The organism is Arthrobacter sp. PL16, assembly GCF_035985055.1.
GTDB classification, from domain to species: domain Bacteria; phylum Actinomycetota; class Actinomycetes; order Actinomycetales; family Micrococcaceae; genus Arthrobacter_D; species Arthrobacter_D cheniae.
Map to the genome: position 1 here is coordinate 41,406 of NZ_JAXCIC010000009.1, position 25,574 is coordinate 66,979.

26 protein-coding genes are annotated in these 25,574 nt (G+C 66.3%); 20 read left to right on the forward strand and 6 right to left on the reverse strand.

From position 1 onward, the window contains the following. The gene (locus RCH21_RS15275; protein WP_326965104.1) at nucleotides 1-195 is read right to left on the reverse strand and encodes a hypothetical protein; all 195 of its coding nucleotides are present in this window, start codon (nucleotides 193-195) and stop codon (nucleotides 1-3) included. Nucleotides 196-363: 168 nt separating this feature from the next. Between RCH21_RS15275 and RCH21_RS15280 the strand changes: the two genes are divergently transcribed. Beyond that, nucleotides 364-699 (forward strand): hypothetical protein, encoded by a 336-nt coding sequence (locus RCH21_RS15280; protein WP_326965105.1) that lies wholly within the window; start codon nucleotides 364-366, stop codon nucleotides 697-699. 186 nt (nucleotides 700-885) lie between these two features. Further along, complete coding sequence (locus tag RCH21_RS15285; RefSeq protein WP_326965131.1) at nucleotides 886-1,104, forward strand: tyrosine-type recombinase/integrase; 219 nt, start codon at nucleotides 886-888, stop codon at nucleotides 1,102-1,104. Nucleotides 1,105-1,237: 133 nt separating this feature from the next. On the opposite strand, the gene RCH21_RS15290 is transcribed toward RCH21_RS15285, so the two are convergent. Beyond that, nucleotides 1,238-2,893, reverse strand: a complete 1,656-nt coding sequence (locus RCH21_RS15290; protein ID WP_326965106.1) for an ArnT family glycosyltransferase — start codon at nucleotides 2,891-2,893, stop codon at nucleotides 1,238-1,240. Between the two features lie 127 nt (nucleotides 2,894-3,020). Between RCH21_RS15290 and RCH21_RS15295 the strand changes: the two genes are divergently transcribed. Then, nucleotides 3,021-3,332 (forward strand): hypothetical protein, encoded by a 312-nt coding sequence (locus RCH21_RS15295; RefSeq protein ID WP_442784727.1) that lies wholly within the window; start codon nucleotides 3,021-3,023, stop codon nucleotides 3,330-3,332. Between the two features lie 621 nt (nucleotides 3,333-3,953). On the opposite strand, the gene RCH21_RS15300 is transcribed toward RCH21_RS15295, so the two are convergent. Continuing rightward, complete coding sequence (locus RCH21_RS15300) at nucleotides 3,954-4,226, reverse strand: hypothetical protein (RefSeq protein WP_326965107.1); 273 nt, start codon at nucleotides 4,224-4,226, stop codon at nucleotides 3,954-3,956. Between the two features lie 834 nt (nucleotides 4,227-5,060). On the opposite strand from RCH21_RS15300, the gene RCH21_RS15305 reads away from it, so the two are divergent. The 3 genes from RCH21_RS15305 (at nucleotide 5,061) to RCH21_RS15315 (ending at nucleotide 9,200) form a co-directional block, all read left to right on the forward strand. Continuing rightward, entirely contained in the window at nucleotides 5,061-6,449 is a 1,389-nt protein-coding gene (locus RCH21_RS15305) for an MFS transporter (RefSeq protein ID WP_326965132.1), read from the forward strand. Between the two features lie 254 nt (nucleotides 6,450-6,703). Further along, nucleotides 6,704-8,005 carry a M20/M25/M40 family metallo-hydrolase gene (locus RCH21_RS15310; RefSeq protein ID WP_326965108.1) on the forward strand — a complete coding sequence of 434 codons (1,302 nt, stop codon included), beginning with the start codon at nucleotides 6,704-6,706 and terminating at the stop codon, nucleotides 8,003-8,005. 25 nt (nucleotides 8,006-8,030) lie between these two features. Continuing rightward, nucleotides 8,031-9,200 (forward strand): acyl-CoA dehydrogenase family protein, encoded by a 1,170-nt coding sequence (locus RCH21_RS15315; protein WP_326965109.1) that lies wholly within the window; start codon nucleotides 8,031-8,033, stop codon nucleotides 9,198-9,200. A gap of 57 nt (nucleotides 9,201-9,257) precedes the next feature. Here RCH21_RS15315 and RCH21_RS15320 read toward each other — a convergent pair whose 3' ends face one another. Further along, on the reverse strand, nucleotides 9,258-9,491 hold the full coding sequence (locus tag RCH21_RS15320) for a DUF5703 family protein (RefSeq protein WP_120150100.1): 234 nt from the start codon (nucleotides 9,489-9,491) through the stop codon (nucleotides 9,258-9,260). Nucleotides 9,492-9,532: 41 nt separating this feature from the next. On the opposite strand from RCH21_RS15320, the gene RCH21_RS15325 reads away from it, so the two are divergent. Beyond that, the gene (locus RCH21_RS15325) at nucleotides 9,533-9,814 is read left to right on the forward strand and encodes a hypothetical protein (RefSeq protein WP_326965110.1); all 282 of its coding nucleotides are present in this window, start codon (nucleotides 9,533-9,535) and stop codon (nucleotides 9,812-9,814) included. An 83-nt stretch (nucleotides 9,815-9,897) separates the two neighbouring features. Here the strand turns inward: RCH21_RS15325 and RCH21_RS15330 are convergent, their stop codons facing one another. Continuing rightward, the gene (locus RCH21_RS15330; RefSeq protein ID WP_326965111.1) at nucleotides 9,898-10,833 is read right to left on the reverse strand and encodes an aldo/keto reductase; all 936 of its coding nucleotides are present in this window, start codon (nucleotides 10,831-10,833) and stop codon (nucleotides 9,898-9,900) included. Between the two features lie 50 nt (nucleotides 10,834-10,883). Between RCH21_RS15330 and RCH21_RS15335 the strand changes: the two genes are divergently transcribed. Then, nucleotides 10,884-11,708: an undecaprenyl-diphosphate phosphatase gene (locus RCH21_RS15335; protein ID WP_326965112.1), complete on the forward strand. Its 825-nt coding sequence runs from the start codon at nucleotides 10,884-10,886 to the stop codon at nucleotides 11,706-11,708. Nucleotides 11,709-11,731: 23 nt separating this feature from the next. Continuing rightward, a complete protein-coding gene (mshC, locus tag RCH21_RS15340; protein WP_326965113.1) occupies nucleotides 11,732-13,018 on the forward strand; it encodes a cysteine--1-D-myo-inosityl 2-amino-2-deoxy-alpha-D-glucopyranoside ligase in 1,287 nt (428 codons plus the stop codon). A 48-nt stretch (nucleotides 13,019-13,066) separates the two neighbouring features. On the opposite strand, the gene RCH21_RS15345 is transcribed toward mshC, so the two are convergent. Continuing rightward, entirely contained in the window at nucleotides 13,067-13,957 is an 891-nt protein-coding gene (locus RCH21_RS15345; protein ID WP_235830806.1) for a PAC2 family protein, read from the reverse strand. A gap of 105 nt (nucleotides 13,958-14,062) precedes the next feature. Between RCH21_RS15345 and RCH21_RS15350 the strand changes: the two genes are divergently transcribed. The 11 genes from RCH21_RS15350 to RCH21_RS15400 all read left to right on the forward strand — a co-directional run bounded on the left by RCH21_RS15350 (nucleotide 14,063) and on the right by RCH21_RS15400 (nucleotide 25,556). Then, the gene (locus RCH21_RS15350) at nucleotides 14,063-14,842 is read left to right on the forward strand and encodes an HAD family hydrolase (RefSeq protein WP_326965114.1); all 780 of its coding nucleotides are present in this window, start codon (nucleotides 14,063-14,065) and stop codon (nucleotides 14,840-14,842) included. Further along, nucleotides 14,839-15,993: a site-2 protease family protein gene (locus RCH21_RS15355; RefSeq protein ID WP_326965115.1), complete on the forward strand. Its 1,155-nt coding sequence runs from the start codon at nucleotides 14,839-14,841 to the stop codon at nucleotides 15,991-15,993. The genes RCH21_RS15350 and RCH21_RS15355 overlap by 4 nt, the downstream gene beginning before the upstream one ends. Nucleotides 15,994-16,126: 133 nt before the next feature. Further along, a complete protein-coding gene (locus tag RCH21_RS15360) occupies nucleotides 16,127-17,200 on the forward strand; it encodes a tRNA (adenine-N1)-methyltransferase (protein WP_326965116.1) in 1,074 nt (357 codons plus the stop codon). A gap of 231 nt (nucleotides 17,201-17,431) precedes the next feature. Further along, a complete protein-coding gene (arc, locus tag RCH21_RS15365) occupies nucleotides 17,432-19,186 on the forward strand; it encodes a proteasome ATPase (protein WP_120150092.1) in 1,755 nt (584 codons plus the stop codon). A 77-nt stretch (nucleotides 19,187-19,263) separates the two neighbouring features. Beyond that, a complete protein-coding gene (dop, locus tag RCH21_RS15370; RefSeq protein WP_326965117.1) occupies nucleotides 19,264-20,829 on the forward strand; it encodes a depupylase/deamidase Dop in 1,566 nt (521 codons plus the stop codon). A 51-nt stretch (nucleotides 20,830-20,880) separates the two neighbouring features. Continuing rightward, nucleotides 20,881-21,084 (forward strand): ubiquitin-like protein Pup, encoded by a 204-nt coding sequence (locus RCH21_RS15375; protein ID WP_120150090.1) that lies wholly within the window; start codon nucleotides 20,881-20,883, stop codon nucleotides 21,082-21,084. A 3-nt stretch (nucleotides 21,085-21,087) separates the two neighbouring features. Continuing rightward, entirely contained in the window at nucleotides 21,088-21,915 is an 828-nt protein-coding gene (gene prcB / locus RCH21_RS15380) for a proteasome subunit beta (protein WP_120150089.1), read from the forward strand. Nucleotides 21,916-21,918: 3 nt separating this feature from the next. Further along, nucleotides 21,919-22,668: a proteasome subunit alpha gene (gene prcA, locus RCH21_RS15385; protein ID WP_326965118.1), complete on the forward strand. Its 750-nt coding sequence runs from the start codon at nucleotides 21,919-21,921 to the stop codon at nucleotides 22,666-22,668. Continuing rightward, entirely contained in the window at nucleotides 22,668-24,029 is a 1,362-nt protein-coding gene (pafA, locus tag RCH21_RS15390) for a Pup--protein ligase (protein ID WP_326965119.1), read from the forward strand. The genes prcA and pafA overlap by 1 nt, the downstream gene beginning before the upstream one ends. Before the next feature lie 154 nt (nucleotides 24,030-24,183). After that, on the forward strand, nucleotides 24,184-25,119 hold the full coding sequence (locus tag RCH21_RS15395) for an FKBP-type peptidyl-prolyl cis-trans isomerase (RefSeq protein ID WP_147394412.1): 936 nt from the start codon (nucleotides 24,184-24,186) through the stop codon (nucleotides 25,117-25,119). 41 nt (nucleotides 25,120-25,160) lie between these two features. Then, nucleotides 25,161-25,556: an FKBP-type peptidyl-prolyl cis-trans isomerase gene (locus RCH21_RS15400; protein WP_120150085.1), complete on the forward strand. Its 396-nt coding sequence runs from the start codon at nucleotides 25,161-25,163 to the stop codon at nucleotides 25,554-25,556. Nucleotides 25,557-25,574: the final 18 nt, after the last annotated feature.

Sequence of the window (25,574 nt, forward strand, 5' to 3'; positions counted from 1 at the left end):
CTAGTGGCGGGGTGACTTGTCTCGACTGCTAAACCGGGGGAGGACGGAGTTCACGACGTAGCCGCCAATGAAGACGAAGGGCATCAGGGCGAACGGGCTGATGCGCAGGCCGAGTCCGGTGAAGCCCAGGGATGCGAGCAACGTCACCAGGAAGCTTGTGACGTTCACGATATGGCGCAGACGGCGGTCCGTCATGCGCTCAACCTCGCCCTGAGTGCGCGACGTCATCCGCCACCACATCTACGGAATCACCGGCATCGAGTCCGGGACCCGCGCCCGCTACCGCCGACTGCACGAGAACCACATCGAGGCCCCGCTCGGCTCCACCCCCGTCGACAAGCTCTCCCTCGGGCAGGTGCTCACTTGGTTCGAGGGGATGGGCGTCGCGGACAAAACCAGAAGAACATTCACGCGCTGCTCTCGGCCGCGCTCGAGACTGCAGTCCGCCAGCGCCACCTCACCGAGAACGTGGCCAAGGGGATCCGCGCGCCCCGCTCGAGCGTGAGGACGCGCGAGGGCGTGGTCCTGACGAAGGCCGACGTCGAGCACATTGCCGAGACGATCGACTCCCAGTACGCCACCCTCGTCCGGATCTTCGCCGCGACAGGGTTGCGCTTTAGTGAGGCGCCGGCGCGACATTCGCAAGGACGCCTCCGGCCGGTACACCGTGCATGTCACGAGGGCGTGGAAGCTCAGTGACAGCGGCTGGGCGATCGGCGGACCCAAGGCCCCCAAAAGCCGGCGGCAGGTGTCAATGCAGCTATCCCTCACCGAAATGATCGACCAGCAGCTGGCACCGCTGCGCAACGACGAGCTGGTCTTCACCAACGCCAGCGGGGGAGCGCTGCGCAACACCCAGTTCTACCGCTTGTTCGGGGCCCGACCATCGCCGAACTCACCGACCCCGCCGCGTCGCCTCGACTTGACCAGGCACCCACGCCGCACGACCTCCGACACACACGCGCCAGCTGGGTCATCGTCAAGGGCGTGCCCCTGCCCGTCATCCAGGCGAGGCGCGGCCATGAGACGATCCAAAACACGGTCGACACATACGGCCACCTCGCCAACGACGCCGATAGCAACGCCGCGGATTTCCTCGACTAGGACGGACGGTCCTAAGGGACTTGAAAACTCTGCTCGGCTTACTCTGCGACCTAACTCAGAGGGCTGAGGCGCTTGATGTAGCGAACTCGGACACTCCCGGTTACATGCCCGGATTGCGTGCATGTTGACACTGTCAACGCGTCAGCCGGGGCAGCCCGGCGGGGTGCCGTGCCGACCCGGCCTCGGTGTTCCTCCCATACCGGACACGGCAACGCCTGCCTACGACCTCCACCAGGACAGGGTAGGACAGTGAGGCCAGAACGATGAAGTACGGGGCATACAGATACAGGAACCTTGCCCTGGCCTCGAACAGCATCAGAAAGACGATGAGTCCCAGCAGGGCAATGCGGATTGCTGACACTTCGGGCCGCATCAAACTACGGGTGCGCAGGAGAAGCGGCGCAGCGACAAGGGCGAGTACGACGAACCATGTTCCCTGCCAGATCGACATCATCCACTGGTGGTTGGGGCGCTTGTTCCCGAAGAGGTCTTGGATGGCTTGGTCGCTCGGCTGCTGGGAGATGAAGTTGTCCGAAGTGACTCTTCCTTCGCCCCAGGTGAAGAAGGATCCGTCGCCCATGACCCACGCGAGCTTGTTGTTGAGGAACGCGGTGTAACCGAGTGGCCCCATGTCGGAGACCCGGTCGGCGTAGACGGCGAGGCCGGCGCGGAGTTTCGCTTCCGATCCTTTGACCGTAACTGTGTCGAGGTAGTCGCGTTGGTTGTAGGCTCCGTAGAAACGCCCGTACGGGCCTTGCGTGGACTGCGATCCGACTTTGAGGAAGTGCCCAGGGTTCATGGCGACCGGGTTGGACTGCAGGTCGAAGTTCACCGCAGAGTTGTTCCGCTCCATGTGAGCGATGAGTTTGTGCCCTCCATAAAAGCTTCCGCCGACGATCATGATGCCTAGCAGGAGGGACGCGGCGCTCTTCCTCGCGGGCAGTAGGCAGAGCGCCGTGATGGCAGCCGCGACCAGGCAGATGATGACGGTGGGTTTGATCCCGTATCCGACTGCGGCCGCGAACCCGGCAAGGACCCACAACGGTATCCGGACCGTTGCTTTGTTCGTCCTCCGCGCCCTTACTAGGAGGCAAAGGATCAGGGATGTGAACAGGACGCTGGTCGTGTCCGAGTAGAAGGTAGTCGCCCAGGGAGAGAGCACGAGGAGCGCGGTGCATGGGATCAGAGAGAAGGCTGCTGCTTTCCTGCCGCCGAGCATCCGCGTCGCATAGTAGGTCAGGATCGTGCCGGCGAACAGGATGATCCCGTTGAGGAACGCTGTGGCCATACTGAGGTCAGAGAAGCCGAGCGAGAGAACGTACTCGAAGTAGCTTGTCAGCAGCAGGGTTAGGAGTAGGTTGTTCGGGTTGATCTGGAAGTACGGGCTGACATGCTCTATAGCACCGGTGGCAAGCCCCGAGGCGTCCCAGAAGATGGCGTAAGAATCCCAGTCAGGTGGGATCCGCACCGCGTAGGAGACTCTCATCTGCACGGCGAGAAGCACGGACCAAACTGCCACCCATGCGAGTATGGTCAGCCACCGGTTCCGCGTGGCCAGAGGCGCGACCTTTGACACGGCCGAGAAGGCGCCCCCCATGATCGCGAGCACTGCCGCGCTGGCAGCGAGGGCCCATCCGGTGTTGTACGTCGACGCACCATAGTGTGGTGCCACCAGGTTCACGATGAGTGACCACAGCACGATCGCGCAGAAGGCGAGTCCCGCGAGAGTTGGAAGCCTGGCCGCCCACTGGCCGCCCACCCTGTGCGACAAGTGGCGCGCCGGCGCCATCGCCGGGTATCCATCGGATGAACGTGACAGAGAGCTGCGTTCAGTTATGCTCATCGTTTCCCCTTGAGACCCCAGACGTCGCCCTCAAGCATACGCAGGTCCCGCGAGCATCCCGATAACGACGAAAGTGCCCCACCCTCACGGAGAGGGTGAGGCGCTGTTGCTCGCACTCGCCAATGAGCTCGGTGGCCTGTACCCGGCTGCGGAGTCCGCGACCGAGCTCGAAGCCTTCGCGGGCGGCGTCGACTACTACGGCGGACAGCAGATCTACGACGTCCTCGCCGAGGCATCCGTCAACGTGAACCCCGACTTCACCTGGGGTCCCACGATGACGCAGACCTACACCGACGTGTCGGACGGGTTCGGCACTGCCATCGGCGGTTCCGGCACCCCATGGATGCCCTCGAGAACGGACAGCAGAAGACCATCGACGCCCTGAAGTCGCAATCCAGTCGTGGCCTGTTCATGCAAAGGCCGTCATCCTGCTAATTCCTGCACCAGCGCGACGTCGGTGATCACGGGCCACTTGCCCTCTCCGGGCTGATCCGGTGGCGGCAGTCGGCGGGCCCAGGTGGTTCCATGCGCACCGCGCTGTGGACCGGTATGAAATAGCGGAGGCGGCTCAGGCTCAGATCTCCCAGCAGGTTCCAGGCTCGGAGTGCCTCGTGGTGCCACTGCACGTGGCCTGCGGCCGCCGATACGAATGATGAGGACATGACTCGGCCCAAGAGCACGGCAGATGTTGTTCTTCACTCCGTCTGAAGCGTTACGGATTAGGAGACAGGGTCGCAGGACAGCAGTGGAGCGCCAGTGCGGGGGAGTAGCGATGTCTCGTCCTGGTGTGCTGGAACCTAGAGATCCATAGACGAAACCAAGCCGCACTTCTTCTATACGTACCTTCTCTATGGGAATTTCGGCGCCCGAGTACGTGGAGGTGGGAGTGCCGTCCTGACTGAGGCTTAGGTGCAGTTCATCGCCTGACGATCGCCGTTCTCGTGGTCATGCCACCCCGCCGGCGAGTGCAGCGAGCGGCCGCGGCGCAGCGCTCGGAGGAGATGATTCAATCGCCGTGATCGTGAAGATGCTGTGATCGTTCACGATCGACCTGGCGCTCGAGCGCTTCCTGGTGGCCGGTCGCAAGCTGGCGGAGCGCCAGGGAGATCAGGTCCCGCTGTGGCGTGGGGAGCTGGCACTCTCCGGCTGCGTACAGCCTGAAGTCCTTCTCGTTCGCGCTACCCGAGATGCGAAAGTACCCCAGCCACACAAGGGATAGATCAAGGTTCTCCTCGAGCACGATCTGCGCGAGTTGCTTCCTCTGCTCGTCGGCGTTCATCACATCCCCGTTCCATTGCTCTTAGCCTCCGTCCCTTGATGATTTCAGCACGAGCGGGGGAGCGGTGAGCCAACTTGTAGTTGACGCCGGCTGCTCGAGCGCGTTGTGTCCGAAGCTTCGGGCAGAAGAAGCAGGACAAGGCCCGCATTGGCACCTACTCGAGGCCTACTCCGTCGCCGACTCGACCTTGCAACGAGCCTGATGGAAACCCACCGGTCATATTCCTCGATCCACCGACGATTCGGCTCGATCCCAGGCGCGCCCGGAGGTGTGGCACACCGTCGAACAACCGGCAAGCCGAGGCACCACGGTCCTGCTCACCGCGCGGTACCTCGACGGGGCCGAACACCTCGACGACCGCATCGCGATCCTGCTCGTTACGATCGCCTCAGGCATCGCCTACGCCGAATGCCGGCTGTTCCTCGACATGCCGCGCGAAATCTTCGAGCGTTCCGATCCATGCCCATCGCGACGTCCAGGGTGCTCTGGGCGCACGCGCTCACCCCACTGGCAGCAACCTCGTTTCGGTCGTGGTCGTCGTCGCAGTCGCGCTGATTCAGGTATCCCACATCCGAGCATCCGTGATTGCCGGGTCGCGAAATGAGCTGACGTTAGGTCCCGTGTGCGGAATCGCTGCGTACCACACGGTTCCGCCCTGTTCTGCCCTGACTGGTTGTCAGTACACTGAGGCACATGACCGGGCAGGACCCATCCCCGCCTCGGGCCGCTGCGTCTCCACTCATCGGTAGCGATCGTCCTGAGGATGAAGTTCCGAGCTCCACTGCCGACAGGGACAGCGGGGTTTCTCGACCGGTCGACGGCGAGACGGTCGACATGGTCCTGCGCACCCCGGCGGAGCGGTCCCGAACGTTCACCGGCATCCTGGTGAACACAGGTCTTGCCAATATAACGACCAGCTTCCTGTGGTTCGCCCTGACGTTCTGGGTATACCTGGAGACGCGCAACGTGATCGCTACCGGGGTGGTCGGCGGTGCGTACATGATGTTGATCGCACTTTCCAGCATCAGCTTCGGCACGTACGTCGATCGATACCGCAAGCTGGCAGTCATGCGTTTCGCAGGCGGCTTCACCCTGGTGATGTTCGTGCTTGCCGGAGCGATGTTCCTGCTGACACCCACCAACTGGTTGCTGGACCTGACGCAGCCCTGGTTCTGGGTGTTCACCCTGGTCATCCTGATCGGCGCAGTCGTCGAGAACATGCGTAATATCGCTCTTTCCACGACGGTGACCATCCTGATCGAACCGGACCGACGCGCTAATGCCAATGGGCTGGTGGGCATGGTGCAGGGGCTGATGTTCATCATCACCTCGGTGCTCTCCGGACTCTCTGTGGGCCTGTTGGGCATGGGCTGGACGGTCCTCATCGCCGTAGCGCTCACAGCGTTGGCTCTTGCCCACCTGCTCACACTGCGCATGCCCGAGGAGGTGCGCCCGGCAGCGACCGATGCACACGGAGGATTCGACCTTCGTGGCTCGCTTGCCGCAGTGCTGGCCATCGCCGGCCTGTTCGCGCTGATCCTGTTCTCCACCTTCAACAATTTCGTTGGTGGCGTGTATATGGCGCTGATGGACCCGTACGGATTGGAACTGTTTCCGGTCGAGCTATGGGGGATCTTCTTCGCGCTCGGTGCGACGGGTTTCATCGTGGGAGGGGCACTGATCGGCAAGTTCGGTCTCGGTTCCAATCCGCTGCGGACCATGCTCGTCGCCGTGATCGCGATGGGCGTCCTTGGAGCGCTTTTCACGGTGAGGGAGTGGGCGTGGTTGTACGTCGCCGGAATCTGGCTGTACCTCGCCCTGGTGCCCTTCGTGGAAGCTGCCGAACAGACGGTGATTCAGCGGACCGTACCCCTCGAGCGGCAGGGGCGGGTCTTCGGATTCGCCATGGCCTTCGAGTCGGCCGCGGCCCCGGTCACCGCGTTCCTCGTCGCACCGATCGCCCAGTTCTGGATCATTCCGTACGCACGATCCGCTGAAGGCTCAGTGCGCCTGGCACCACTTCTGGGGGAGGGTGTCTCCCGCGGGATCGCCCTGGTGTTCTTCATCGCTGGAATCATCATGATCCTGGCTGCTCTTCTGGCTTTCCTCAGCCCCGCCTACCGGCGTGTATCGAAGTCCTACTCACGCACAGTTGAGAACCCGTCAGAACAGTCACCTCCGACATCCGCGATCGGTGAGGACGTCGAACAACGTCAGATTTGAGGCTGCAAGCAACCGGGTGTTACTGCGGTCCCCGTGAGGATGACGGCGTCGGGTCCGAAGCGCGAAGGGCGTGGGCTGCGGGTCCACTCCAAGCCGGATGATGTACGACCATCGACCATGGGACGGAAACACCGGGTGCCGTCGGCTGCTCGCCGCGGAAGCCATGGCCGCCCCTGCAAGGCCGCGACGAAGGAGATCCTGCCGGCCCGCACTCTCGGTAAGCTGGGAGAGCAACCGCTACCCAGGAGGACCACGTGGGCATTACCCCCGAAGATGAAGTCGTCAGGATCTGTCAGGAACTGATCCGCTTCGATACCTCGAACTTCGGCGACAACGCAGGGCCGGGCGAGCGGCAGGCCGCCGAGTACACAGCGGCCCTCATCGAGGAGGTGGGCCTGTCCACGCAGCTGTTCGATGCAGCGCCCGGACGTACCTCCGTCGTCGCACGCATGGAGGGCTCCGATTCGTCGCTGCCCGCGCTCGTGGTCCATGGCCACCTCGACGTCGTCCCGGCGCAGAAGGAGGATTGGACGGTCGATCCCTTCGGCGGCGAGGAGAAGGACGGGCTGATCTGGGGCCGCGGCGCCGTCGACATGAAGGACATGGACGCCATGATCCTGTCCGTCCTCCGCTCTATGCAGCGCGACGGGATCAAGCCGCAGCGGGACCTGATCTTCGGGTTCTTCGCCGACGAGGAGGCCGGCGGCGCCTACGGCGCCTCCTGGCTGGTCGACAACAAGCCCGAGGTATTCGAGGGTGCCTCCGAGGCCATCTCCGAGGTCGGGGGGTTCTCCGCGACCATCGGCGGCCAGCGGACCTACCTGCTCCAGACGGCCGAGAAGGGCATTTCCTGGCTACGGCTGGTGGCGCACGGTCGGGCCGGTCATGGTTCACAGATCAACACCGATAACGCCGTGACCGCCCTCGCCCGAGCAGTCACGCGTATCGGCGACTACTCCTGGCCCATCGAGCTGACCCCCACCACGCGGCAGTTCCTCGACGGCGTCACCGAGCTCACGGGTGTGGAGTTCGACCCCGACAACCCTGACATCCTGCTTCGGGAGCTGGGAACGGTGGCACGCTTCGTCGGAGCGACCCTGCAGAACACCGCGAACCCGACGGTCCTCAAGAGCGGTTACAAGCACAACGTCATTCCGGGCACGGCCGAGGCGCTCATCGACGTACGGACGCTCCCGGGGCAGCAGGACCAGGTACTCGAGATCATCCGCGGGCTCGCAGGTGAAGGCGTCGACGTCACCTATGAGCACAAGGACACCTCCCTCGAGGTGCCGTTCGCCGGGAACCTGGTGGACTCGATGATCGACGCGCTGCATGCCGAGGACCCGGGAGCCAAGGTGCTGCCCTACACACTCTCCGGTGGCACGGACAACAAGTCGTTGAGCCGCCTCGGCATCACCGGCTACGGCTTCGCGCCCCTGCAGCTGCCCGACGAACTCGACTTCACGGGGATGTTCCACGGCGTGGACGAACGAGTACCCGCGGACTCGCTACGTTTCGGCTCCAGGGTGCTCGCCCGCCTGCTCACCACCTACTGATCGGGCGGGACGGGAAAAGACCGGCATGACGACGTACCCAGGTGCAGCGGCGCAGCTCTTGACGGAGGACCTGCTCGATCGTTTCCGGGGGAGGGCCGGCGCCTACGATGCAGCGAACACCTTTTTCACCGAGGACTTCGACGAGCTCACGGCCGCCGGGTACCTGCGCATGCTCGTGGATGTCCGGCCGGGTAGTGCGGGCGGGATGGCGCGGGTTGCGGAGGCTCAGCGCACCCTTGCGTCCGCAGCGCCGGCAACGGCCCTCGGCGTCAACATGCACCTGGTGTGGACGGCAGTGGCCGGTCTGCTCGCCGACCGCGGGGACGACTCGCTGGAATTCATCCTCGAGGAGGCCGCACGGGGAGAGGTGTTCGCCTTCGGAGTTTCCGAGCCCGGCAACGACGCCGTCCTGTTCGACTCGGTGACCCGCGTCGAGCGCCTGGCCGACGGCGATTTCAGCTATACCGGGACAAAGGTCTTCACGAGCCTCTCGCCCGTCTGGACCCGTCTCGGCATCTTCGGGAAGCTCGCGGGAGAGGACGGCGCGGACGACGCAATCCTCCACGCCTTCATCCCCAGGGACATTCCCGGCGTCGACACCCTGGCGGACTGGAACCCGCTCGGGATGCGCGCCACGCAGTCGAACACGACGCGCTTGACCGACGTACGCGTGCCGCCCGGAGCCGTGTTCCGGCGGCTGCCCGTCGGACCGAACGCCGATCTGCTGGTGTTCGGGATCTTCGCCGCGTTCGAGAGCCTCATCGCGTCGGTGTACCTCGGCATCGCCGACCGTGCACTGGAGCTGGCGACCGAGGCGCTCCTGAGTCGCAGGAGCCACGTCGCGGACCGCCCACTGTCCGACGACCCGGTGCTCCGCAACCTCCTCGCCGGCGCGGGGATGCGAAGGACGGGAGTGGAGGCGGAGCTCATCGGCGTCGTTCGTGATCTCGACGCGCAGTCCGACGTCGGCTCATCATGGTTCCCGCGCCTCGTCACGCTGAAGACGCATGCGGTCGAGGCGGCGGTGGAGGCAACGACGGTCGCCCTGCACGTAGGAGGAGGTTCAGGATTCTCGGCCGCGTCCGAGGTGGTCCGCCTGCATCGCGACGCGCTGGCGGGTCAGTTCCATCCTTCGACCGAGGAGTCGGCGCGGGCGACGGTTGCGACGTCGCTGCTTGGCCCGCCCTCCGCCTGAGCCTGCCCTGGCCCGCCACGTCGGGCGGCCGGAGCCTGGTTGCGAGCCCTACGAACCCTAGGCCGTGCGTTCGACGCGCAGGACCTTCCGCCTCAACCAGTACCGACGGCTGCCGCCCATGAAGATGCAGCTGCGCTCCAACTCCCACTTGCCGTACTCGGCGTGTTCGGTCACGAGTTTCCGGGCTGCAGGCAGCGATTCACCGGCGTGGACGGTGAGTACCAGATACTCGTACTGCCGTCCGTAGTCCCGCTCCCGGACAGCCGTCGCGTTCAGAAAATGTTCTCGCATATCCCTCCAATTCCGCTCACTTTACCGATAACGTCTAGGCCATGAGCATAGATCCGCGTGTCGCGCTCCAGTCCCTCGTGACAGCCCTCGAAGAGCATCTTGCAGCCTCGGCTTCGCGACGGCGGGAGGATGACCCCGCAGTGGAAGCGGCCTATCTCGGTATAGCCGATGCCTTCGAAGTCTATGAAGAAGCGCTCTACGACTCCTTCGGCGAAGTGACGCCGCTCGAAATCTACGAGGAGTCGGACGACGAGGGCGAGGACGACGATAATGAGGACGCCGACTACGCGCCGGACCTCGTCGATGCCGAGGTGGAGCCCTAGGTCCCGAGTGCCGAGTCCTGAGCCGACGAGGGGATCGGTCAGGACATCGAGATGTCCGGTGCTGACAGTTGCGGGGGAAGGCGTCAGGCCATGAGCGCCGAGACCTCGTCGAGTACCTGCGAGATCGGCTCGGCCACGGGCGCGCTGCTGGTCTGCAGGATCTCCTTGAGCTGCTGCGGGGTCCGCGCGCCGATGATGGCCGAGGCCACACCGGGCCGGTGTAGCAGCCACCGGAGCGCCAGTTCGTGGGGCTGCAGGTCGAGCCCACGGGAGGCGGTGCACAGCGCCTCCGTGATGCGCTGCGGTTTTCCAGCGAGGTAGGGCTCCACGTAGGGCGCCCAGACGTCCGACGCGCCACGGGACTCGGAAGGGATCCGGCCCCGGTACTTTCCGGTCAGGACGCCCCGGCCGAGTGGGCCCCAGGCGAGGATCGCGGCACCGAACGCCGTTGCTGCGGGAAGGACGTCCCGTTCGATGCCGCGATTGACGAGGGAATACTCCACGTCGTTGACGAGGAGCGGGAACGACGCCGTCGCCGCGGCCCGCGCGAACTCCCACCCCGCGTAGTTGGAGACACCCACGTAGCGGGCGCGGCCCGACGCGTAGGCGGTCTCCAGGGCGCTGAGCGTCTCGTGCAGCGGAACGGCGGGGTCGGGGGAGGGGGCGAGCCACAGGTCGGCGTGGTCGGTGCCGAGGAGGGAGAGGGAGGCATCGAGCGAATCGAGCATCCCCCGACGGGACGCATCGAGGCGTCGACTGCCGGATCGGGTGGTACCGCCCTGCACCACGAGGACGAGCTCCGAGCGGGCGACCGTGTCATTGATGAACCCGCCGAGCATCGCCTCGGCCTGGCCCTCGCCATAGCGGGCGGCGGTTTCCACGAGGGTGCCGCCGGCGTCGGCGAAGAGGCGGAGCTGCTCGCGGGCGCCCTCCTCGCTGACTTCCTGGCCCCAGTTCATGGTCCCGAGTCCCAGAGCCGAGACGGTCAGGCCGCTCGCTCCCACGTTTCGCCGTTGCATGCAGCCAAGCCTAGGGCCTGTGCCCGGCCTCATGGCTTAGGGTCGAAACCGTGCATTGGATAGAAGCGGTCATCCTGGGGTTCGTCCAGGGCCTTACGGAGTTCCTGCCCATCTCGTCGAGCGCCCACCTGCGGATCGTGGGTGAGCTCCTTCCCAACGCCCAGGACCCGGGGGCGGCGTTCACCGCCATCACGCAGCTCGGGACGGAGGCCGCCGTCGTCGTGTTCTTCTGGCGGGACATCGTGCGGATAGTGAAGGCCTGGTTCGGTGCACTGCGGGGCAGGGTGCCGCGGAATGACCCGGATGTCCGCATGGGCTGGCTCGTCATCCTCGGCAGCGTGCCCATCGTGCTGCTGGGCCTCCTGTTCCAGGACCAGATCGAGGGGTCGTTCCGCAGCATGTGGATCGTCGCGACGATGCTGATCGTCTTCGGCCTCATCCTGGCCGTGGCCGACCGCGTGGGACGCCAGACGCGGGACCTGCAAAGCCTCACCTACAAGCACGGCATCCTGTACGGGTTGGCGCAGGCACTGGCCCTCGTCCCGGGCGTGTCGCGCTCTGGCGGAACCATCACCGCCGGCCTGCTCATGGGGTACACCCGAGAGTCCGCCGCCCGCTACTCCTTCCTTCTTGCCATTCCGGCAGTCTTCGGCAGCGGAGTCTTCCAGCTCATCAAGAGCTACGACGAGGCCGGGCCGTATGCCCTGCCCGAGACGGCGCTGGCCACCGTGGTGGCGTTCGTCGTCGGGTTCGCGATCATCGGCTGGTTCCTGAAGTTCGTCACAACGCGCGGCTACGGGCTGTTCGTCTGGTACCGCATCCTGCTCGGTCTGGCCCTGTACGTCCTCCTCGGGTTCGGCGTCATCAGCGCCTGATGGCGGGCCGTAAGGTAGAACGTGTGATTGCGTGGAAATCGACTCCTGTCCCAGAACTCGACGGAACCCAGTCGGGCATCAGCCTGTTCGACACGGCGACGCAGGAACGGACTCCGCTGGAGGTGCATCCGGACCGCAGCCTGTATGTCTGCGGCATCACCCCCTACGACGCAACCCACATGGGCCATGCGTCCACTTACGTCGCCTTCGACCTCCTGAACCGCACCTGGCGTGACGCCGGCTCTGTCGTTTCCTACGTCCAGAACGTCACGGACGTCGACGATCCCCTGCTGGAGAGGGCCACCGCGACCGGCGTCGATTGGCAGGACCTCGCAGCGGATCAGATAGCCCTGTTCCGTGAGGACATGGAGGCGCTGAACGTCCTGCCGCCCGATCACTACATCGGTGCAGTCGAGGCGATCGACTGGATTATCCCCGCCGTCGAGGGACTCGTTGCCCGCGGCCTCGCCTATGCCGTCCCTGGCGTGGGCGGCGAACCCGACGGCGACATCTACTTCTCCCTGGACGCTGCCGCCGTCCTCGACGAGGACGACGCCGACCGCTGGTTCCTCGGTCAGGTCTCGCACCTCGACGTCGAAACGATGGTGGCACTGTCCGCGGAACGCGGAGGCGACCCGACGCGCCCCCACAAGCGCCATCCGCTCGATCCGCTCCTCTGGCGCACGGCCCGGACGGGGGAGCCGCAGTGGCCCGGCGCCACACTCGGAGACGGCAGGCCCGGATGGCACATCGAGTGCGCCGTGATCGCCCAACGGTTCCTTCCGGCGCCCTTCACGGTGCAGGGCGGCGGTTCGGACCTCGTGTTCCCGCACCATGAGATGAGCGCATCGCATGCGTGGGCGGCGGCCGGCACTCCGCTGGCGCAGCACTACTCCCACGCAGGCATGGTCGGCTACGACGGCGGGAAGATGAGCAAGTCGCGTGGCAACCTCGTGCTGGTCTCGAAGCTGCGGCGGTCCGGCGTCGACCCGGCGGCCATCCGCCTCGCCATCCTCGCCCACCACTACCGCTCGGACTGGTCATGGACGGATCGCGTCCTCGACGACGCCGTCGCCCGCCTCGGGACCTGGCGGGACGCCGCGCACCTCGCGTCCCCGTCCGACGTCGCCATGCTGCTCGACGGGGTCCGCGGTCACCTGGCCGACGATCTCGATGCGCCCTCCGCGCTCTCGGCCGTCGACGCCTGGGCTGTCACCGCCCTCGCAAGCTCCGGAGGCGGCTCAGGAAAGGGCTCCGGCCGGCAGGGGTTGGCCGACGTGCTGGACGCCCTGCTCGGGGTGCGCCTCTAGGAACAGGTCCTGCGAGGGGAACACGCATGGCGAGCAGTGGCCGAAGGGCTACTGCTCGCGGCGCCGCTTCTTGAGGTACCGCTCGAACTCGCGGGCGATCGACTCCCCGCTCGCTTCCGGCAGGTCGACGGTATCCTTGGCCTCCTCGAGCTGTCGCACGTAGGCGGCAACCTCGGGATCCTCGGTGGCGAGCTCGTCGACCCCGCGTTCCCAGGCCTCCGATTCCTCCGTCAGCAGGTGGGTGTCCACCGTGATCTGGAGGATCTCCTCGAGCTTGTTGAGCAGCGAGAGCTGGGCCTTGGGTGACGGCGACTGACCGACGTAGTGGGGTACGGCGGCCCAGAGGGACATGGTGGGGATGTCCGCGAGGAGCCCCATCTCGGCGAGGACGCCCACGATGCCGATGGGCCCCTCGTAGGTCGACGGCTCGACCTCGAGGCTTTCCCGGACGAGGTCGTCATCGGAGGTGACCGTCACGGGGATGGGACGGGAATGGGGCACATCGGCCAGGAGCGCGCCCACGAGGACGATGCAGTCGACGCTGAGCTCCTTGGCCAGCGCGACGAGCTCCGCGGTGTACGCCCGCCACTTGTAGGACGGCTCGACGCCGTTGACGAGGATGAGGTCGACGGCGGAGTCCGGGACGATGGCCTTGCTGATCCGTGTGTTGGGCCACTTGATGCGCCGCTGGCCCGAGGAGTTCCGCTTGATCATGGGGCGGGTGAACTGGAAGTCGTAGAACTCGTCGGCGTCGATGGTGGAGATCCGCTCGCTGCCGAAGAACCTGCCCATGTACTTCAGGGCATCGCTGGCCGCCTCGCCGGCGTCATTCCAGCCTTCGAAGGCCGCGAGCATGATGGTGATGCGCCGCTCGGGTTCGCCGGCATCCTGGAAGAGGTCCTGTACGCCGGTCGGCTGGTTTTCTTCGAAGCTGTCCACGTTCACACCCTAAGCCCCGGCGTGCAGCGATGTCAGGCGACGCTGGACGGCTACGCGGAGAGCTGACGCACGGGCCTGTCAAGGGGTCGCCGTAGACTTGGATACATGGCAAACCACCCCACCGGCAGCGTCCACACCCTTGCCCGCATCGAGCTCGACCCGGACGGGACCGGCTCGGTTAGGAACTTCCGCGGCCTGCAGGGCGTACTGTGGGACATGGACGGGACGATCGTCGACACCGAGCCCTACTGGATCCGCGCAGAGAGGGACCTGGTCGAATCCTACGGCGGAACGTGGACCATGGACCAGGCCACGGCTCTCGTGGGCCAGGCGCTGACGTTCTCGGCAGGCCAGCTCCAGCAGGCGGGCGTGGACCTCGGGATCCGGGCCATCATCGATCTCCTGACCGACCGTGTCGCCGACGATGTCCGGACCGAGGTCCCCTGGCGCCCTGGCGCACGGGAGCTGCTGGAAGCTCTCCGCCATGAAGGTATCCCTTGCGCGATGGTCACCATGTCCGAATCCCTCCTGGCGAACGCCGTCGCATCACGGTTGCCGGAGGGCACTTTTTCCCATCTCGTCACGGGTGACCGGGTGAGCGCGGGGAAGCCCGACCCGGAGGCCTACCAACTGGGCTTCGACCTCCTCGCCGCTGACCATCCCGGACTCACCAAGGATCGGGTCGTCGCCATCGAGGACTCACTGCCCGGAGTGACATCGGCCCTCGCTGCCGGCCTCGTCACCCTGGCCGTGCCCCATTTCGTGCCGCTGCCGCCCGACGACCGACGGACCGACTGGGACAGCCTCGAAGGACGCACGCCGGCCGACCTCGCGGGACTGCTCGTTCCCAACCCGGACACGGCCGCCCTGGGGGCGGAAGCATGACCAGCAGCCCCCCACCCGCGAAGGCGGAAGCGAGCCCGGGGCTGTCCCTCGGACGCATCGCGGGGATCCCGGTCGTGCTTGCGTGGTCATGGTTCGTCATCACGGCGTTCATCGTCCTCGTCTTCGGTCCGCGCGTCGCGAACGCCTTCCCCGGCATCGGCGCCGGAGCCTACGCCGTCGCCCTCGGGTATGCGCTGCTCCTCGCCGCGTCCGTCCTGCTCCACGAACTAGCCCACGCACTCACTGCCCGGGCCTTCGGCTGGCCCACGACGCGGATCGTGCTGAACCTCTGGGGCGGTCACACGCAGTTCGCCAGCTTCAACGCGTCGCCCGGGCGGTCCCTGCTCGTGGCACTGGCGGGTCCTGCGGCGAACTTCGTCCTCGCGGCTCTCGGCTGGGGCATCCTCCAGGCCATGACTCCCGGCTCGGTCGCCTATTTGCTGACGACCATCCTGATCTGGGCCAATCTCCTCGTGGCGGTGTTCAACGTGCTGCCCGGCCTGCCGCTGGACGGTGGACGCCTTGTCGAGAGCGCGGTCTGGAAGGCCACCGGCAGCCAGGAGAAGGGCACTGTCGCAGCGGGCTGGGGTGGCCGCATCCTCGTGGTGCTCCTGCTCGGCGTCGTCGTGGGGCTGCCGCTGCTGCAGGGCCGCTGGCCGGACCTCACCGTCATCATCATCGCCGTGGTGATGGGCGCCTTCCTATGGATGGGTGCCACCGCCGCCATCGAGAACGCTCGGATGCGACTGAGGCTGCCTGCGATCAGTGCAGGCAGGCTGCAGCAGCGCGCCCTGGGCCTTCCCGCCGGGACCACCGTCCTGGCAGCCCGCCGACTCCTGCGTGAGAACCCGGGCGCCGCCGTCGTGCTGACCGGCGCGACGGGGGTGCCGGAGGCGGTGGTCGACGAAGCCGCGCTGCTCGCGGTTCCCGAGGAGGCAGCGGGCACGACGGCGGTCAACGCCGCCGCACGGCGCCTCGCCACGGGCGCCTACGTTCCCGAGTGGGCCGAGGGCCAGGAGCTCGTGCAGTTCCTCGCCCGGCTCGAAGGCAACGAATACGCGGTGCTCGACCGCCAGGGCGCTGTCACCGGCCTGCTCCATCAGCGGACCGTCGTGCAGGCCATTACCGGCAAGGGCACGCCGGGCACCTGATGCGCGGCGCGGACCCTGCCGCTTTCCGGTGCCCTCCGGCCGACCTGATCAGCCGACGAGTCGCTGTTTCCCCGACCATACGTAGTACTGCCTCATCCATGCCGGTCAAGCCGGCACCTGTCGAAGGACCACCATGAACGACACTCCGACCACGAACCCGACCGCTTCGGGCCCACACGGAGCGGCAGTACGCCGCGGCCCGTTCCGTCCCGGCGAGCGCGTGCAGCTGACAGACGAGAAGGGCCGGATGAACACCATCACCCTCACTCCCGGCGGCGCATTCCATACGCACAAGGGGTTCCTCCAGCATGACGCGCTCATCGGCACCGTCGAAGGCACGATCCTCGAGAACACCAGCGGGCAGCTGTACCAGGCGCTCCGCCCGCTCCTGTCCGACTTCGTGCTGTCCATGCCGCGAGGCGCGGCCGTCGTCTACCCCAAGGACGCCGGCCAGATCGTGACGATGGCCGACATCTACCCCGGATCGCGCGTGGTCGAGGCCGGTGTGGGTTCGGGCGCCCTGTCCATCTCGCTCCTGCGTGCAGTCGGAGATTCGGGCTACCTCCACTCCTTCGAACGCCGCGAGGAATTCGCCGACATCGCCCGCGGCAACGTCGAAACCATCTTCGGCGGGCCCCACCCGGCGTGGCAGATCACCCTCGGGGACTTCCAGGAGCAGGTGGTGGAGCATGAGGCGCCCGGCTCCGTGGACCGCGTAGTGCTCGACATGCTCGCACCATGGGAGTGCCTTGAAGCCGTGGCCACCGTCCTCGCCGCAGGCGGCGTCTGGATCAGCTACGTCGCGACCGTCACCCAGCTCTCCCGCACGGCCGAGGCCATCCGCGCCGACGGGCGATTCACCGAGCCCGAGGGCTGGGAGTCCATGGTGCGCGGCTGGCACCTCGAGGGCCTCGCAGTCCGTCCCGACCACCGCATGGTCGCGCACACCGGCTTCCTCCTGACAACGCGCAGGTTGGCCGACGGCGCGGTCGGCTTCACGCCGAAGCGTCGCCCCTCCAAGACGGGGTTCAGCCAGGAGGACCTCAACGCCTGGACACCGCAGGCCGTAGGAGAGCGCGACGTCTCCGACAAGCGCCTCCGCCGGGTGGCCCGGGATGCCGCCTCCACCATCCAGCGCGGCTCCCTGTCCCCGGAGGAGGCGCAGGCACGCCGCGACGCCATCGCCGACGGCGGAACGGTCGAGTAGGCCCGACGACGGCAAACCGGGGTCGGGACGGACGCCGGGGGGAAAGGTTCGCGACCGTGGCCGACGTCGGAAAGCGCGGCAAGAGGCAGCATCACCAGCGCGTCGGCGGCGTCGAAGATACCGCACGGGATCGCAGGGTCGATGCGGGCGTTAACAGTGCACTGCGCGGAGGGGGGTCTGCGCTAAGGTCGAAAGACAGCTGACGGAAAGAACCTAAGGTGGCGAACCGAAATGCCGGAATCCGAAGACAACGCTCCCGCAGCTGATCTCGGGGGAGGGACGCCGCAGGTGGACGCAACCGTGGCGCAGCGCCAGTTGAATATTCTGCGGGACAAACTGCGCCATATCGATCGACAGCTCGCGGCTGCCACCCAGAACAACGGGAAGCTCGTCGGGGCCCTCGAGTCCGCCCGGACGGAGATCGTCAGGCTCAAAGCCGCCCTCGAGAAAGAGGGCGCTGCTCCCTTCAGCTTCGCCACCGTCATGCAGGTCAACCCGAGGCGACCCTCCGAGCCCGGCACCACCACCGAGGCCACGGTGCAGGACACCGCGGACATCCTGCAGTCCGGGCGTAAGCTCCGCGTCACGGTGAGCCCCCTCATCAACGTCCGACAGCTCGCTGCCGGTCAGGAGGTGCTGCTGAACGAGTCGCTCACGATCGTCGCCGCGCTCGGCTTCGAGCGGGCGGGTGAGCTGGTCACGGTCAAGGAGCTCCTGGGCGCGGACCGCGCGCTGGTGGTGGGCCGTACGGACGACGAGCGCGTCATCAAGCTCAGCGGACCCCTGCAGGCGGAGAAGATCCGTGTCGGTGATGCTCTCGCCGTCGATACCAAGTCCGGCTACGGCCTGGAGAAGGTGCCCCGGAGCGAGGTGGAGAATCTCGTCCTGGAGGAAGTACCGGACATCGCCTACGGCGACATCGGTGGCCTCGGCCCGCAGATCGAGCAGATTCGCGACGCCGTCGAACTGCCGTTCCTGCATCCGGACCTCTACCGGGAGCATGGGCTGAAGCCCCCCAAGGGAATCCTGCTCTACGGTCCTCCGGGCTGCGGCAAGACACTGATCGCGAAAGCCGTCGCGAACTCGCTGGCCGCCCGAGCCGCCGAGCGTGCCGGCGTCGAGCAGGTCCGCAGCTACTTCCTCAACATCAAGGGGCCGGAACTACTCGACAAGTACGTCGGCGAGACGGAGCGCCATATCCGGCTCATCTTCGCCCGGGCACGGGAGAAGGCGTCGGACGGAAGTCCGGTCGTCGTGTTCTTCGACGAGATGGAATCGCTCTTCCGCACGCGCGGCACAGGTGTGTCGTCCGACGTCGAGACCACGATCGTCCCGCAACTGCTGAGCGAGATCGACGGCGTGGAGAAGCTCGAGAACGTCATCGTCATCGGTGCATCCAACCGTGAGGACATGATCGATCCCGCGATCCTCCGCCCGGGTCGCCTCGATGTGAAGATCAAGATCCAAAGGCCCGATGCCGAGGGTGCGGCCGAGATCTTCGCGAAGTACATCACCCCCAATCTCCCGCTGCACGCGGACGACCTCGAGGAGAACGGTGGGGATCCTCAGACCACCATCGCCGAGATGATCCGCCGGACCGTCGAGCAGATGTACTCGACGGACAAGTCCAACGAGTACCTCGAGGTGACCTACGCCAACGGCGACACCGAGATGCTGTACTTCAAGGACTTCAACTCGGGCGCGGTCATCCAGAACGTCGTCGACCGCGCGAAGAAATACGCAATCAAGGACCTGCTCCTGGATGGCAGCAAGGGACTGCGCATCGAACACCTGATGCGTGCCGTGATCGACGAGTTCCGCGAACACGAGGACATGCCGAACACCACGAACCCGGACGACTGGGCGCGCATCTCCGGCAAGAAGGGGGAGCGGATCACCTACATCCGCACCATCGTGCAGGGCAAGGCGGGCCAGGAGCCGGGCAAGTCCATCGAGACGACGGCGAATACGGGTCAGTATCTGTGATGGACACGGGTGGACGGCGGGCCCGTTTTCCGGGAGGGCTACCGCCCGTCGGTCAGGGGATCTCGGTCCACCGGGTCATGGGGACAGAGACGGAGTACGGCATCATCGCGCCCGCGCTGCCGTCCGCCAATTCCACCCTGCTGTCCTCCCAGGTGGTCAACGCCTACGCTGCCACGCTGCGTGAGGGGCTCGGCAATCTCGCCGGAACGCGCTGGGACTATACGGACGAGACCCCGCTGACGGACGCGCGCGGCTACCGGATGGACCGCGCACGTGCACACCCCAGCCAGCTGACCGACGAATCGGAGGAGCTGACCGCAGAACAGATCGCCCTCGAGCGGGGCGAACCTGCCGAGGCCGCTGTCCTCATGAATCTCGTGCTCAACAACGGGGCTCGGCTCTACGTCGACCACGCGCACCCCGAGTACTCCTCGCCCGAGGTGACGAATCCGCTCGACGCCGTCCTCTGGGACAGGGCGGGGGACCTCGTCGCCATCACCGCGATGGAACGGATCGCTGCCACACCGGGCTTTTCGCCGGTCATCCTGTACAAGAACAACACGGACAACAAGAGCGTGTCCTACGGCTCCCACGAGAACTACCTCGTCCCGAGGAGCGTGCCCTTCTCGAGGCTGGCGGAGGCGCTGATCCCCTTCTTCGTCTCCCGGCAGGTCATCTGCGGTGCCGGGCGCGTGGGCCTCGGTCCGCTCAACCAGGAGCCGGGCTTCCAGATCAGCCAGCGCGCCGACTTCTTCGAGAACGAGATCGGACTGGAGACCACCGTCCGGCGCCCGATCATCAACACGCGGGACGAACCGCACGCCGTTGCGGAGAAGTACCGGCGCCTGCACGTCATCATCGGTGACGCGAACCTGCATGAGGTGTCGAACTACCTGAAGGTGGGGACGACGGCGTTGGTCCTCGCGCTCATCGAGCAGGGACTGGCGCCGGTTCCCGTCCTCGAGGACCCGGTCGAAGCCCTTCACGCCATCAGCCACGACGCGTCGCTGACGACCACGGTCCGACTGACGGACGGCCGGACGATGACAGGGGTAGAGCTGCAGGAGCTCTACTGCGAGGCGGTCCTCGCCGCCCTTCCCTCGGACGCTGACGAGCAGACGCGCGACGTCGTCGACCGCTGGCAGGCATTGCTCGTCACTCTGCGGCGGGACCCGATGGATGCTGCCCGGCACGTGGACTGGATCGCGAAGCTGAAGGTGCTCGAGGCCTACAGGGCGCGGGACGGGCTCGCCTGGACGGATCCGCGCCTGGCGCTCGTCGACCTGCAGTACGCGGACCTCCGACCCGAGCGGGGCATCTACCAGCGCCTGGCACGGCGCGGCGACGTCGAGCTGCTCGTCGATCCGGCGGACGTAGCCCGGGCCGCCGTGGAGCCGCCCCGGGACACGCGGGCCTACTTCCGGGGCCGCTGCATCGCCGAATATCCGGCGCAGGTCGTCGGTGCGAGCTGGGACTCGCTCATCTTCGAGCTCCCCGGCGAGCGACGGCTGCAGCGCGTGCAGACGAGGGAGCCGCTCCGGGGAAGTGCGGCGCTCACCGAGGAGTTGTTCGATGCTGCAGCCGACGCCGAGGACTTCCTTGCCCGATTGTTGAGCGGCCCTGATCGTCGCGTGTCACCATAGGAACCTGATCACCGAACCGATCACGACCACGACCACGAAAGGTCTGCCATCATGGCTTCACAGGACCGCATCACCACCGGCGGCTCGTCCTCGGAATCGGAGGAGGAGCTCCCCGAGCCCGTGCCCTCTGCTCCCGCCGCGCAGGAGTCCACCCAGACGCAGGGGGTCGACGACCTGCTCGACGAGATCGACGGTGTCCTCGAGTCCAACGCGGAGGAATTCGTGCGCGGATTCGTGCAGAAGGGCGGCCAGTAGCGGATGCTTCCGGATGATGCAGCAGCAGCGGTTCCGCGGGCCGCCTCGGCCTCCTTCGCCGACTACCTCGGAACGCATCATCCCGGGCTGCTGCCGTCCAACCGGACGCTCGGTCCGGGAACCGCTTCCACCGACGCCTCCCACCTCGCTCCGCACGCCACGACGATCGTCTCGCTGACGTTCCCCGGCGGCGTGCTGATGGCCGGTGACCGCCGTGCCACCATGGGCAACGTGATCGCGAGCCGTCATATCGAGAAGGTTTTCGCGGCCGATCGCTATTCCGTCCTCGGTATCGCGGGGAGCGCCGGTATCGGGCTGGACCTGACGCGACTGTTCCAGGTGGAGCTCGAGCACTACGAGAAGATCGAGGCCACCCTGATGAGCCTCGACGGCAAGGCCAACCGCCTCGCGGCCATGGTTCGTCAGAACCTCCCGATGGCGATGCAGGGTCTCGCCGTCGTCCCCCTCTTCGCCGGCTTCGACACCGACCGCCATGTGGGGCGGCTCTTCTCCTTCGACGTCACCGGCGGACGGTACGAGGAGCAGGAGCACCACTCGGTCGGCTCCGGATCGGTGTTCGCGCGGGGATCACTCAAGAAGCTGTGGAGCCCGCGCCTGGACGAGGCATCGGCCGTGCGCGTGGCCGTCGAAGCGCTGTACGACGCCGCCGACGACGACTCAGCGACCGGCGGACCGGACGCCGTGCGCGCACTGTGGCCGGTGGTCTACGTTGTGGACGGAGCCGGGACGCGTCGGATTCCCGACCGTGACCTCGAGACCGTTGCGCACACCATCATCGACGCCCGTTCTTCGGCGGGCCGGGAGGCATAGGTCATGACACAGCAGTTCTACGTCTCGCCCGAGCAGCTGATGAAGGACCGCGCGGACTTCGCGCGGAAGGGCATCGGCCGGGGCCGATCGGTGGTCGTGATGAGCTGCCGGGACGGCATAGCGCTCGTCGCCGAAAATCCTTCTCCCTCGCTGCACAAGCTGGGCGAGATCTACGACCGCATCGCCTTCGCTGCGGTGGGGAAGTACAACGAGTTCGAGAGCCTCAGGCAGGCAGGCGTGCGGTACGCCGACGTCCGGGGATACTCCTACGCGCGCGAGGACGTGACCGCGCGAGGGCTGGCCAGCGTCTACGCCCAGAGCCTCGGAGCCGTCTTCACCGCCGAGAGCAAGCCGTTCGAGGTGGAGCTCGTGGTCGCCGAGGTCGGCCATAGCCAGGACACGGACCACCTGTACCGCCTGACGTTCGACGGTTCCATCGCCGACGAGCCGGGCTTCGTGGTCATGGGCGGAGCCGCCGACTCCGTCGTGGATGCCCTGCGCAACTCCTGGTCCGCCGACCTCTCGCTCCCGGAGGCCGTCCGCGCGGCAGCGCAATCCCTGAGACGCGAAGGCGCGGGTACCGCTGTGCCGGCCGACGCGGAGCACCACGTTCCGCCTGCGCTGGATCCGTCGCTGATCGAGGTCGCCTTCCTCGAACGGGATCCGGACACCCTGCGCGGAAGCCGCCGCGCTTTCCGGCGCATCGGCGGTCCGGAACTCGAGAATCTGCTGCAGCATGGACAGGACACCTGATGGACCGTCGCATCTACGGAGTCGAGACCGAGTTCGGCATCTCCTACTCGGGGCCGACGTCACGGCCGCTCTCACCGGAAGAAGTAGCGCGCTACCTCTTCCGCAAGGTCGTCAGCTGGGGGAGGTCCTCCAACGTCTTCCTGACCAACGGCTCGCGCCTCTATCTCGACGTCGGATCACACCCGGAGTACGCCACAGCCGAGTGTGATGATCTCGCGCAGCTGGTCGCTCACGATCGCGCGGGAGAACTGATCCTCGAGGATCTCGTGGCGGAGGCACAGCGCAAGCTGGCCCATGAGGGGTACGACGGCCAGATCTATCTTTTCAAGAACAACACGGACTCCGCGGGCAACTCCTACGGAAGCCATGAGAACTACCTCATTCCCCGCAAGCTCGAGTTCGCCCGGCTCGCCGACATCCTCATCCCCTTCCTCGTCACGCGGCAGCTCCTGGTCGGCGCCGGCAAGGTTCTGAAGACGCAGACGGGTTCCCTCTACGCCTTCTCGCAGCGGGCTGACCACCTGTGGGAGGGCATTTCCTCGGCCACCACCCGTTCCCGACCGATCATCAATACGAGGGACGAGCCGCACGCGGACGCGGAGCACTACCGCCGGTTGCACGTCATCGCCGGTGATTCGAACATGTCCGAGACCACCACGCTGCTGAAGATCGGTTCCGTGGACCTGCTGCTGCGCATGGTCGAGGCCGGTGAGCTGATGCGGGACTTCCGGCTGGAGAATCCCATCCGCAGCATCCGTGAGATCTCGCACGACCTCACGGGCCGCCAGCTCCTGAAGCTCGCCAACGGCCGGCAGATGACGGCACTCGAGATGCAGCGCGAATACCTGGCGCGAATGACGGCGTTCGTCGGCGAGCACGGTGCGCACAATGACCACGTACCCACCATCCTCGACCTGTGGGAGCGGGTTCTGGATGCGGTCGAGACGGGCAATACCTCAGCGATCGACACGGAGATCGACTGGGCGATCAAGAAGAAACTCATCGACCGGTACCTCGCTCGTTCCGGAGGCGATCTCGACTCGGCCAGGGCAGCACAGCTGGACCTGACGTACCACGACATCTCGCGGTCCCGCGGCCTGTTCTTCCTGCTGCAGGCGCGGGGGGAGGCCGCGCGGGTCGTCGATGACACCGCCGTCAAGGAGGCGGTGGACCACCCGCCGCAGACCACCCGCGCCCGGCTGCGTGGCGAATTCGTCCGCCGGGCCAAGGAGGCGAACCGCGACTACACGGTCGACTGGGTACACCTCAAGCTCAATGACAGGGCACAGCAGACCATCCTCTGCAAGGACCCTTTCACCTCCGTCGACGAGCGGGTGGAGGCACTCCTTCAGCAGTTGTGACGTGTCGCACGGCCGGTATCGGGCACCGCGTGGTCCCGGGAAGCGGGCTGCCAGGGCTTTTCAAGGAGAAACTGCACAGCCGGAGCCGTTAGGCTTGTCAGGGCCCTTTGTTCTGCAGGCAGCCTGAACTGGACATCAATCTGAAAGTAGTTCTGTGCGAAAAGTACTAGCAACCCTCCTTCCGCTGCTGATGGTGGTCACGGCCTGTGGCGGCACGACGACGGGAAATTCGGCGGGCGCCGCCGAGGTCTTCGACACGATCAAGGTGAGCGGCGGGTCGGACGAGGAAGCGCCGAAGGTCGAATTCGAATCACCCCTCGACATCAGCGGCGTAGCGGCGAAGACCGTTACGGAAGGCGATGGCGACGCCGTCGAGGCCGGGGAGCAGATCCGTTACAAGCTGGTCGCACTCAATGCCACGGACGGCGAGATCCTCGGCGAGACCTACAGTCAGGGCGACCCCCAGGTCCTGCCGGTCGACGACACGCTCAAGGAGCAGGACGCCGAACTCTACGAGGTCCTGGTCGGAACGAAGATCGGCGCGCAGGTCGCCTATACCCGCCCTGCGCCTGAGCCCGCCGAGGGGCAGAGCGCGACGCCGGAGCAGCTGATCGTCCTCAAGGTCATCTCCGCCGAGCAGCCTCCGCCCGAGCCCGAGGTCCTCTCGCCCGAGGACGTCAAGAAGCTCGACGACGAGGGCCAACTGCCGACGTTCACCTTCGGAGACGATGGCGCTCCTGCGGTTAAGATCCCCGAGAACGAGCCCGCGGACGATCTGGTCGTCAAGGTGCTCGAGGAGGGCGACGGTGAAGTCCTGACGGACGCCGATACCATCTCCGCGAACTACACCGGCTGGACCTACGCGGACGGCGAGAAGTTCGACTCGAGCTTCGACCGCGGCGAAGCAGCCTCCTTCCCGCTGAACGGTGTCATCACCGGCTGGACGAAGGGCCTGGCCGGACAGAAGGTCGGCTCGAAGGTCATGCTCGTCATCCCTGAGCCCTGGGCCTACCCCAACGCCCAGGAGGGCCAGCCCTCCGGCACGCTCGTGTTCTACGTCGAGATCGTCAGCAAGGAAGCGGCGCAGTAGTCCTGCGCTCTCCGCAACCCACAGCTCCAGGAAAGGAATCCATGTCCTTCGGACAGCGCGACTTCGACCGGCAGAAGCCGGAGATCGACTTCCCCTCCCACGACGTCCCCGCCGACCTCGTGATCGAAGACATCATCGAAGGGAAGGGCGACGAGGCGAAGCCCGGCAACACCGTGTCCACCCACTATGTGGGCGTCGCGTTCTCGACGGGTGAGGAGTTCGACGCCTCGTGGAACCGCGGTGCGCCGCTCGACTTCAAGGTCGGCGTGGGCCAGGTCATCCAGGGTTGGGACCAGGGGCTCCTCGGCATGAAGGTCGGCGGTCGCCGTCGGCTCGAGATCCCGTCCCACCTCGCCTACGGTCCGAGCGGGGCCGGTTCGGCAATCGGTCCCAACGAGGCACTGATCTTCGTCGTGGACCTCCTGGCGGTCCGCTAACACCACGGGCCGGCCGTC

What these genes read in the sequence shown, in the direction of transcription:
- RCH21_RS15275 (WP_326965104.1), bottom strand. Translation starts at nt 195, where the DNA reads ATGACGGACCGCCGTCTGCGCCATATCGTGAACGTCACAAGCTTCCTG.
- RCH21_RS15290 (WP_326965106.1), bottom strand. Translation starts at nt 2,893, where the DNA reads ATGGCGCCGGCGCGCCACTTGTCGCACAGGGTGGGCGGCCAGTGGGCG.
- RCH21_RS15300 (WP_326965107.1), bottom strand. Translation starts at nt 4,226, where the DNA reads ATGAACGCCGACGAGCAGAGGAAGCAACTCGCGCAGATCGTGCTCGAG.
- RCH21_RS15305 (WP_326965132.1), top strand. Translation starts at nt 5,061, where the DNA reads ATGGTCCTGCGCACCCCGGCGGAGCGGTCCCGAACGTTCACCGGCATC.
- RCH21_RS15315 (WP_326965109.1), top strand. Translation starts at nt 8,031, where the DNA reads ATGACGACGTACCCAGGTGCAGCGGCGCAGCTCTTGACGGAGGACCTG.
- RCH21_RS15320 (WP_120150100.1), bottom strand. Translation starts at nt 9,491, where the DNA reads ATGCGAGAACATTTTCTGAACGCGACGGCTGTCCGGGAGCGGGACTAC.
- RCH21_RS15325 (WP_326965110.1), top strand. Translation starts at nt 9,533, where the DNA reads ATGAGCATAGATCCGCGTGTCGCGCTCCAGTCCCTCGTGACAGCCCTC.
- RCH21_RS15330 (WP_326965111.1), bottom strand. Translation starts at nt 10,833, where the DNA reads ATGCAACGGCGAAACGTGGGAGCGAGCGGCCTGACCGTCTCGGCTCTG.
- RCH21_RS15350 (WP_326965114.1), top strand. Translation starts at nt 14,063, where the DNA reads ATGGCAAACCACCCCACCGGCAGCGTCCACACCCTTGCCCGCATCGAG.
- RCH21_RS15355 (WP_326965115.1), top strand. Translation starts at nt 14,839, where the DNA reads ATGACCAGCAGCCCCCCACCCGCGAAGGCGGAAGCGAGCCCGGGGCTG.
- RCH21_RS15360 (WP_326965116.1), top strand. Translation starts at nt 16,127, where the DNA reads ATGAACGACACTCCGACCACGAACCCGACCGCTTCGGGCCCACACGGA.
- arc (WP_120150092.1), top strand. Translation starts at nt 17,432, where the DNA reads ATGCCGGAATCCGAAGACAACGCTCCCGCAGCTGATCTCGGGGGAGGG.
- dop (WP_326965117.1), top strand. Translation starts at nt 19,264, where the DNA reads ATGGGGACAGAGACGGAGTACGGCATCATCGCGCCCGCGCTGCCGTCC.
- RCH21_RS15375 (WP_120150090.1), top strand. Translation starts at nt 20,881, where the DNA reads ATGGCTTCACAGGACCGCATCACCACCGGCGGCTCGTCCTCGGAATCG.
- prcB (WP_120150089.1), top strand. Translation starts at nt 21,088, where the DNA reads ATGCTTCCGGATGATGCAGCAGCAGCGGTTCCGCGGGCCGCCTCGGCC.
- prcA (WP_326965118.1), top strand. Translation starts at nt 21,919, where the DNA reads ATGACACAGCAGTTCTACGTCTCGCCCGAGCAGCTGATGAAGGACCGC.
- pafA (WP_326965119.1), top strand. Translation starts at nt 22,668, where the DNA reads ATGGACCGTCGCATCTACGGAGTCGAGACCGAGTTCGGCATCTCCTAC.
- RCH21_RS15400 (WP_120150085.1), top strand. Translation starts at nt 25,161, where the DNA reads ATGTCCTTCGGACAGCGCGACTTCGACCGGCAGAAGCCGGAGATCGAC.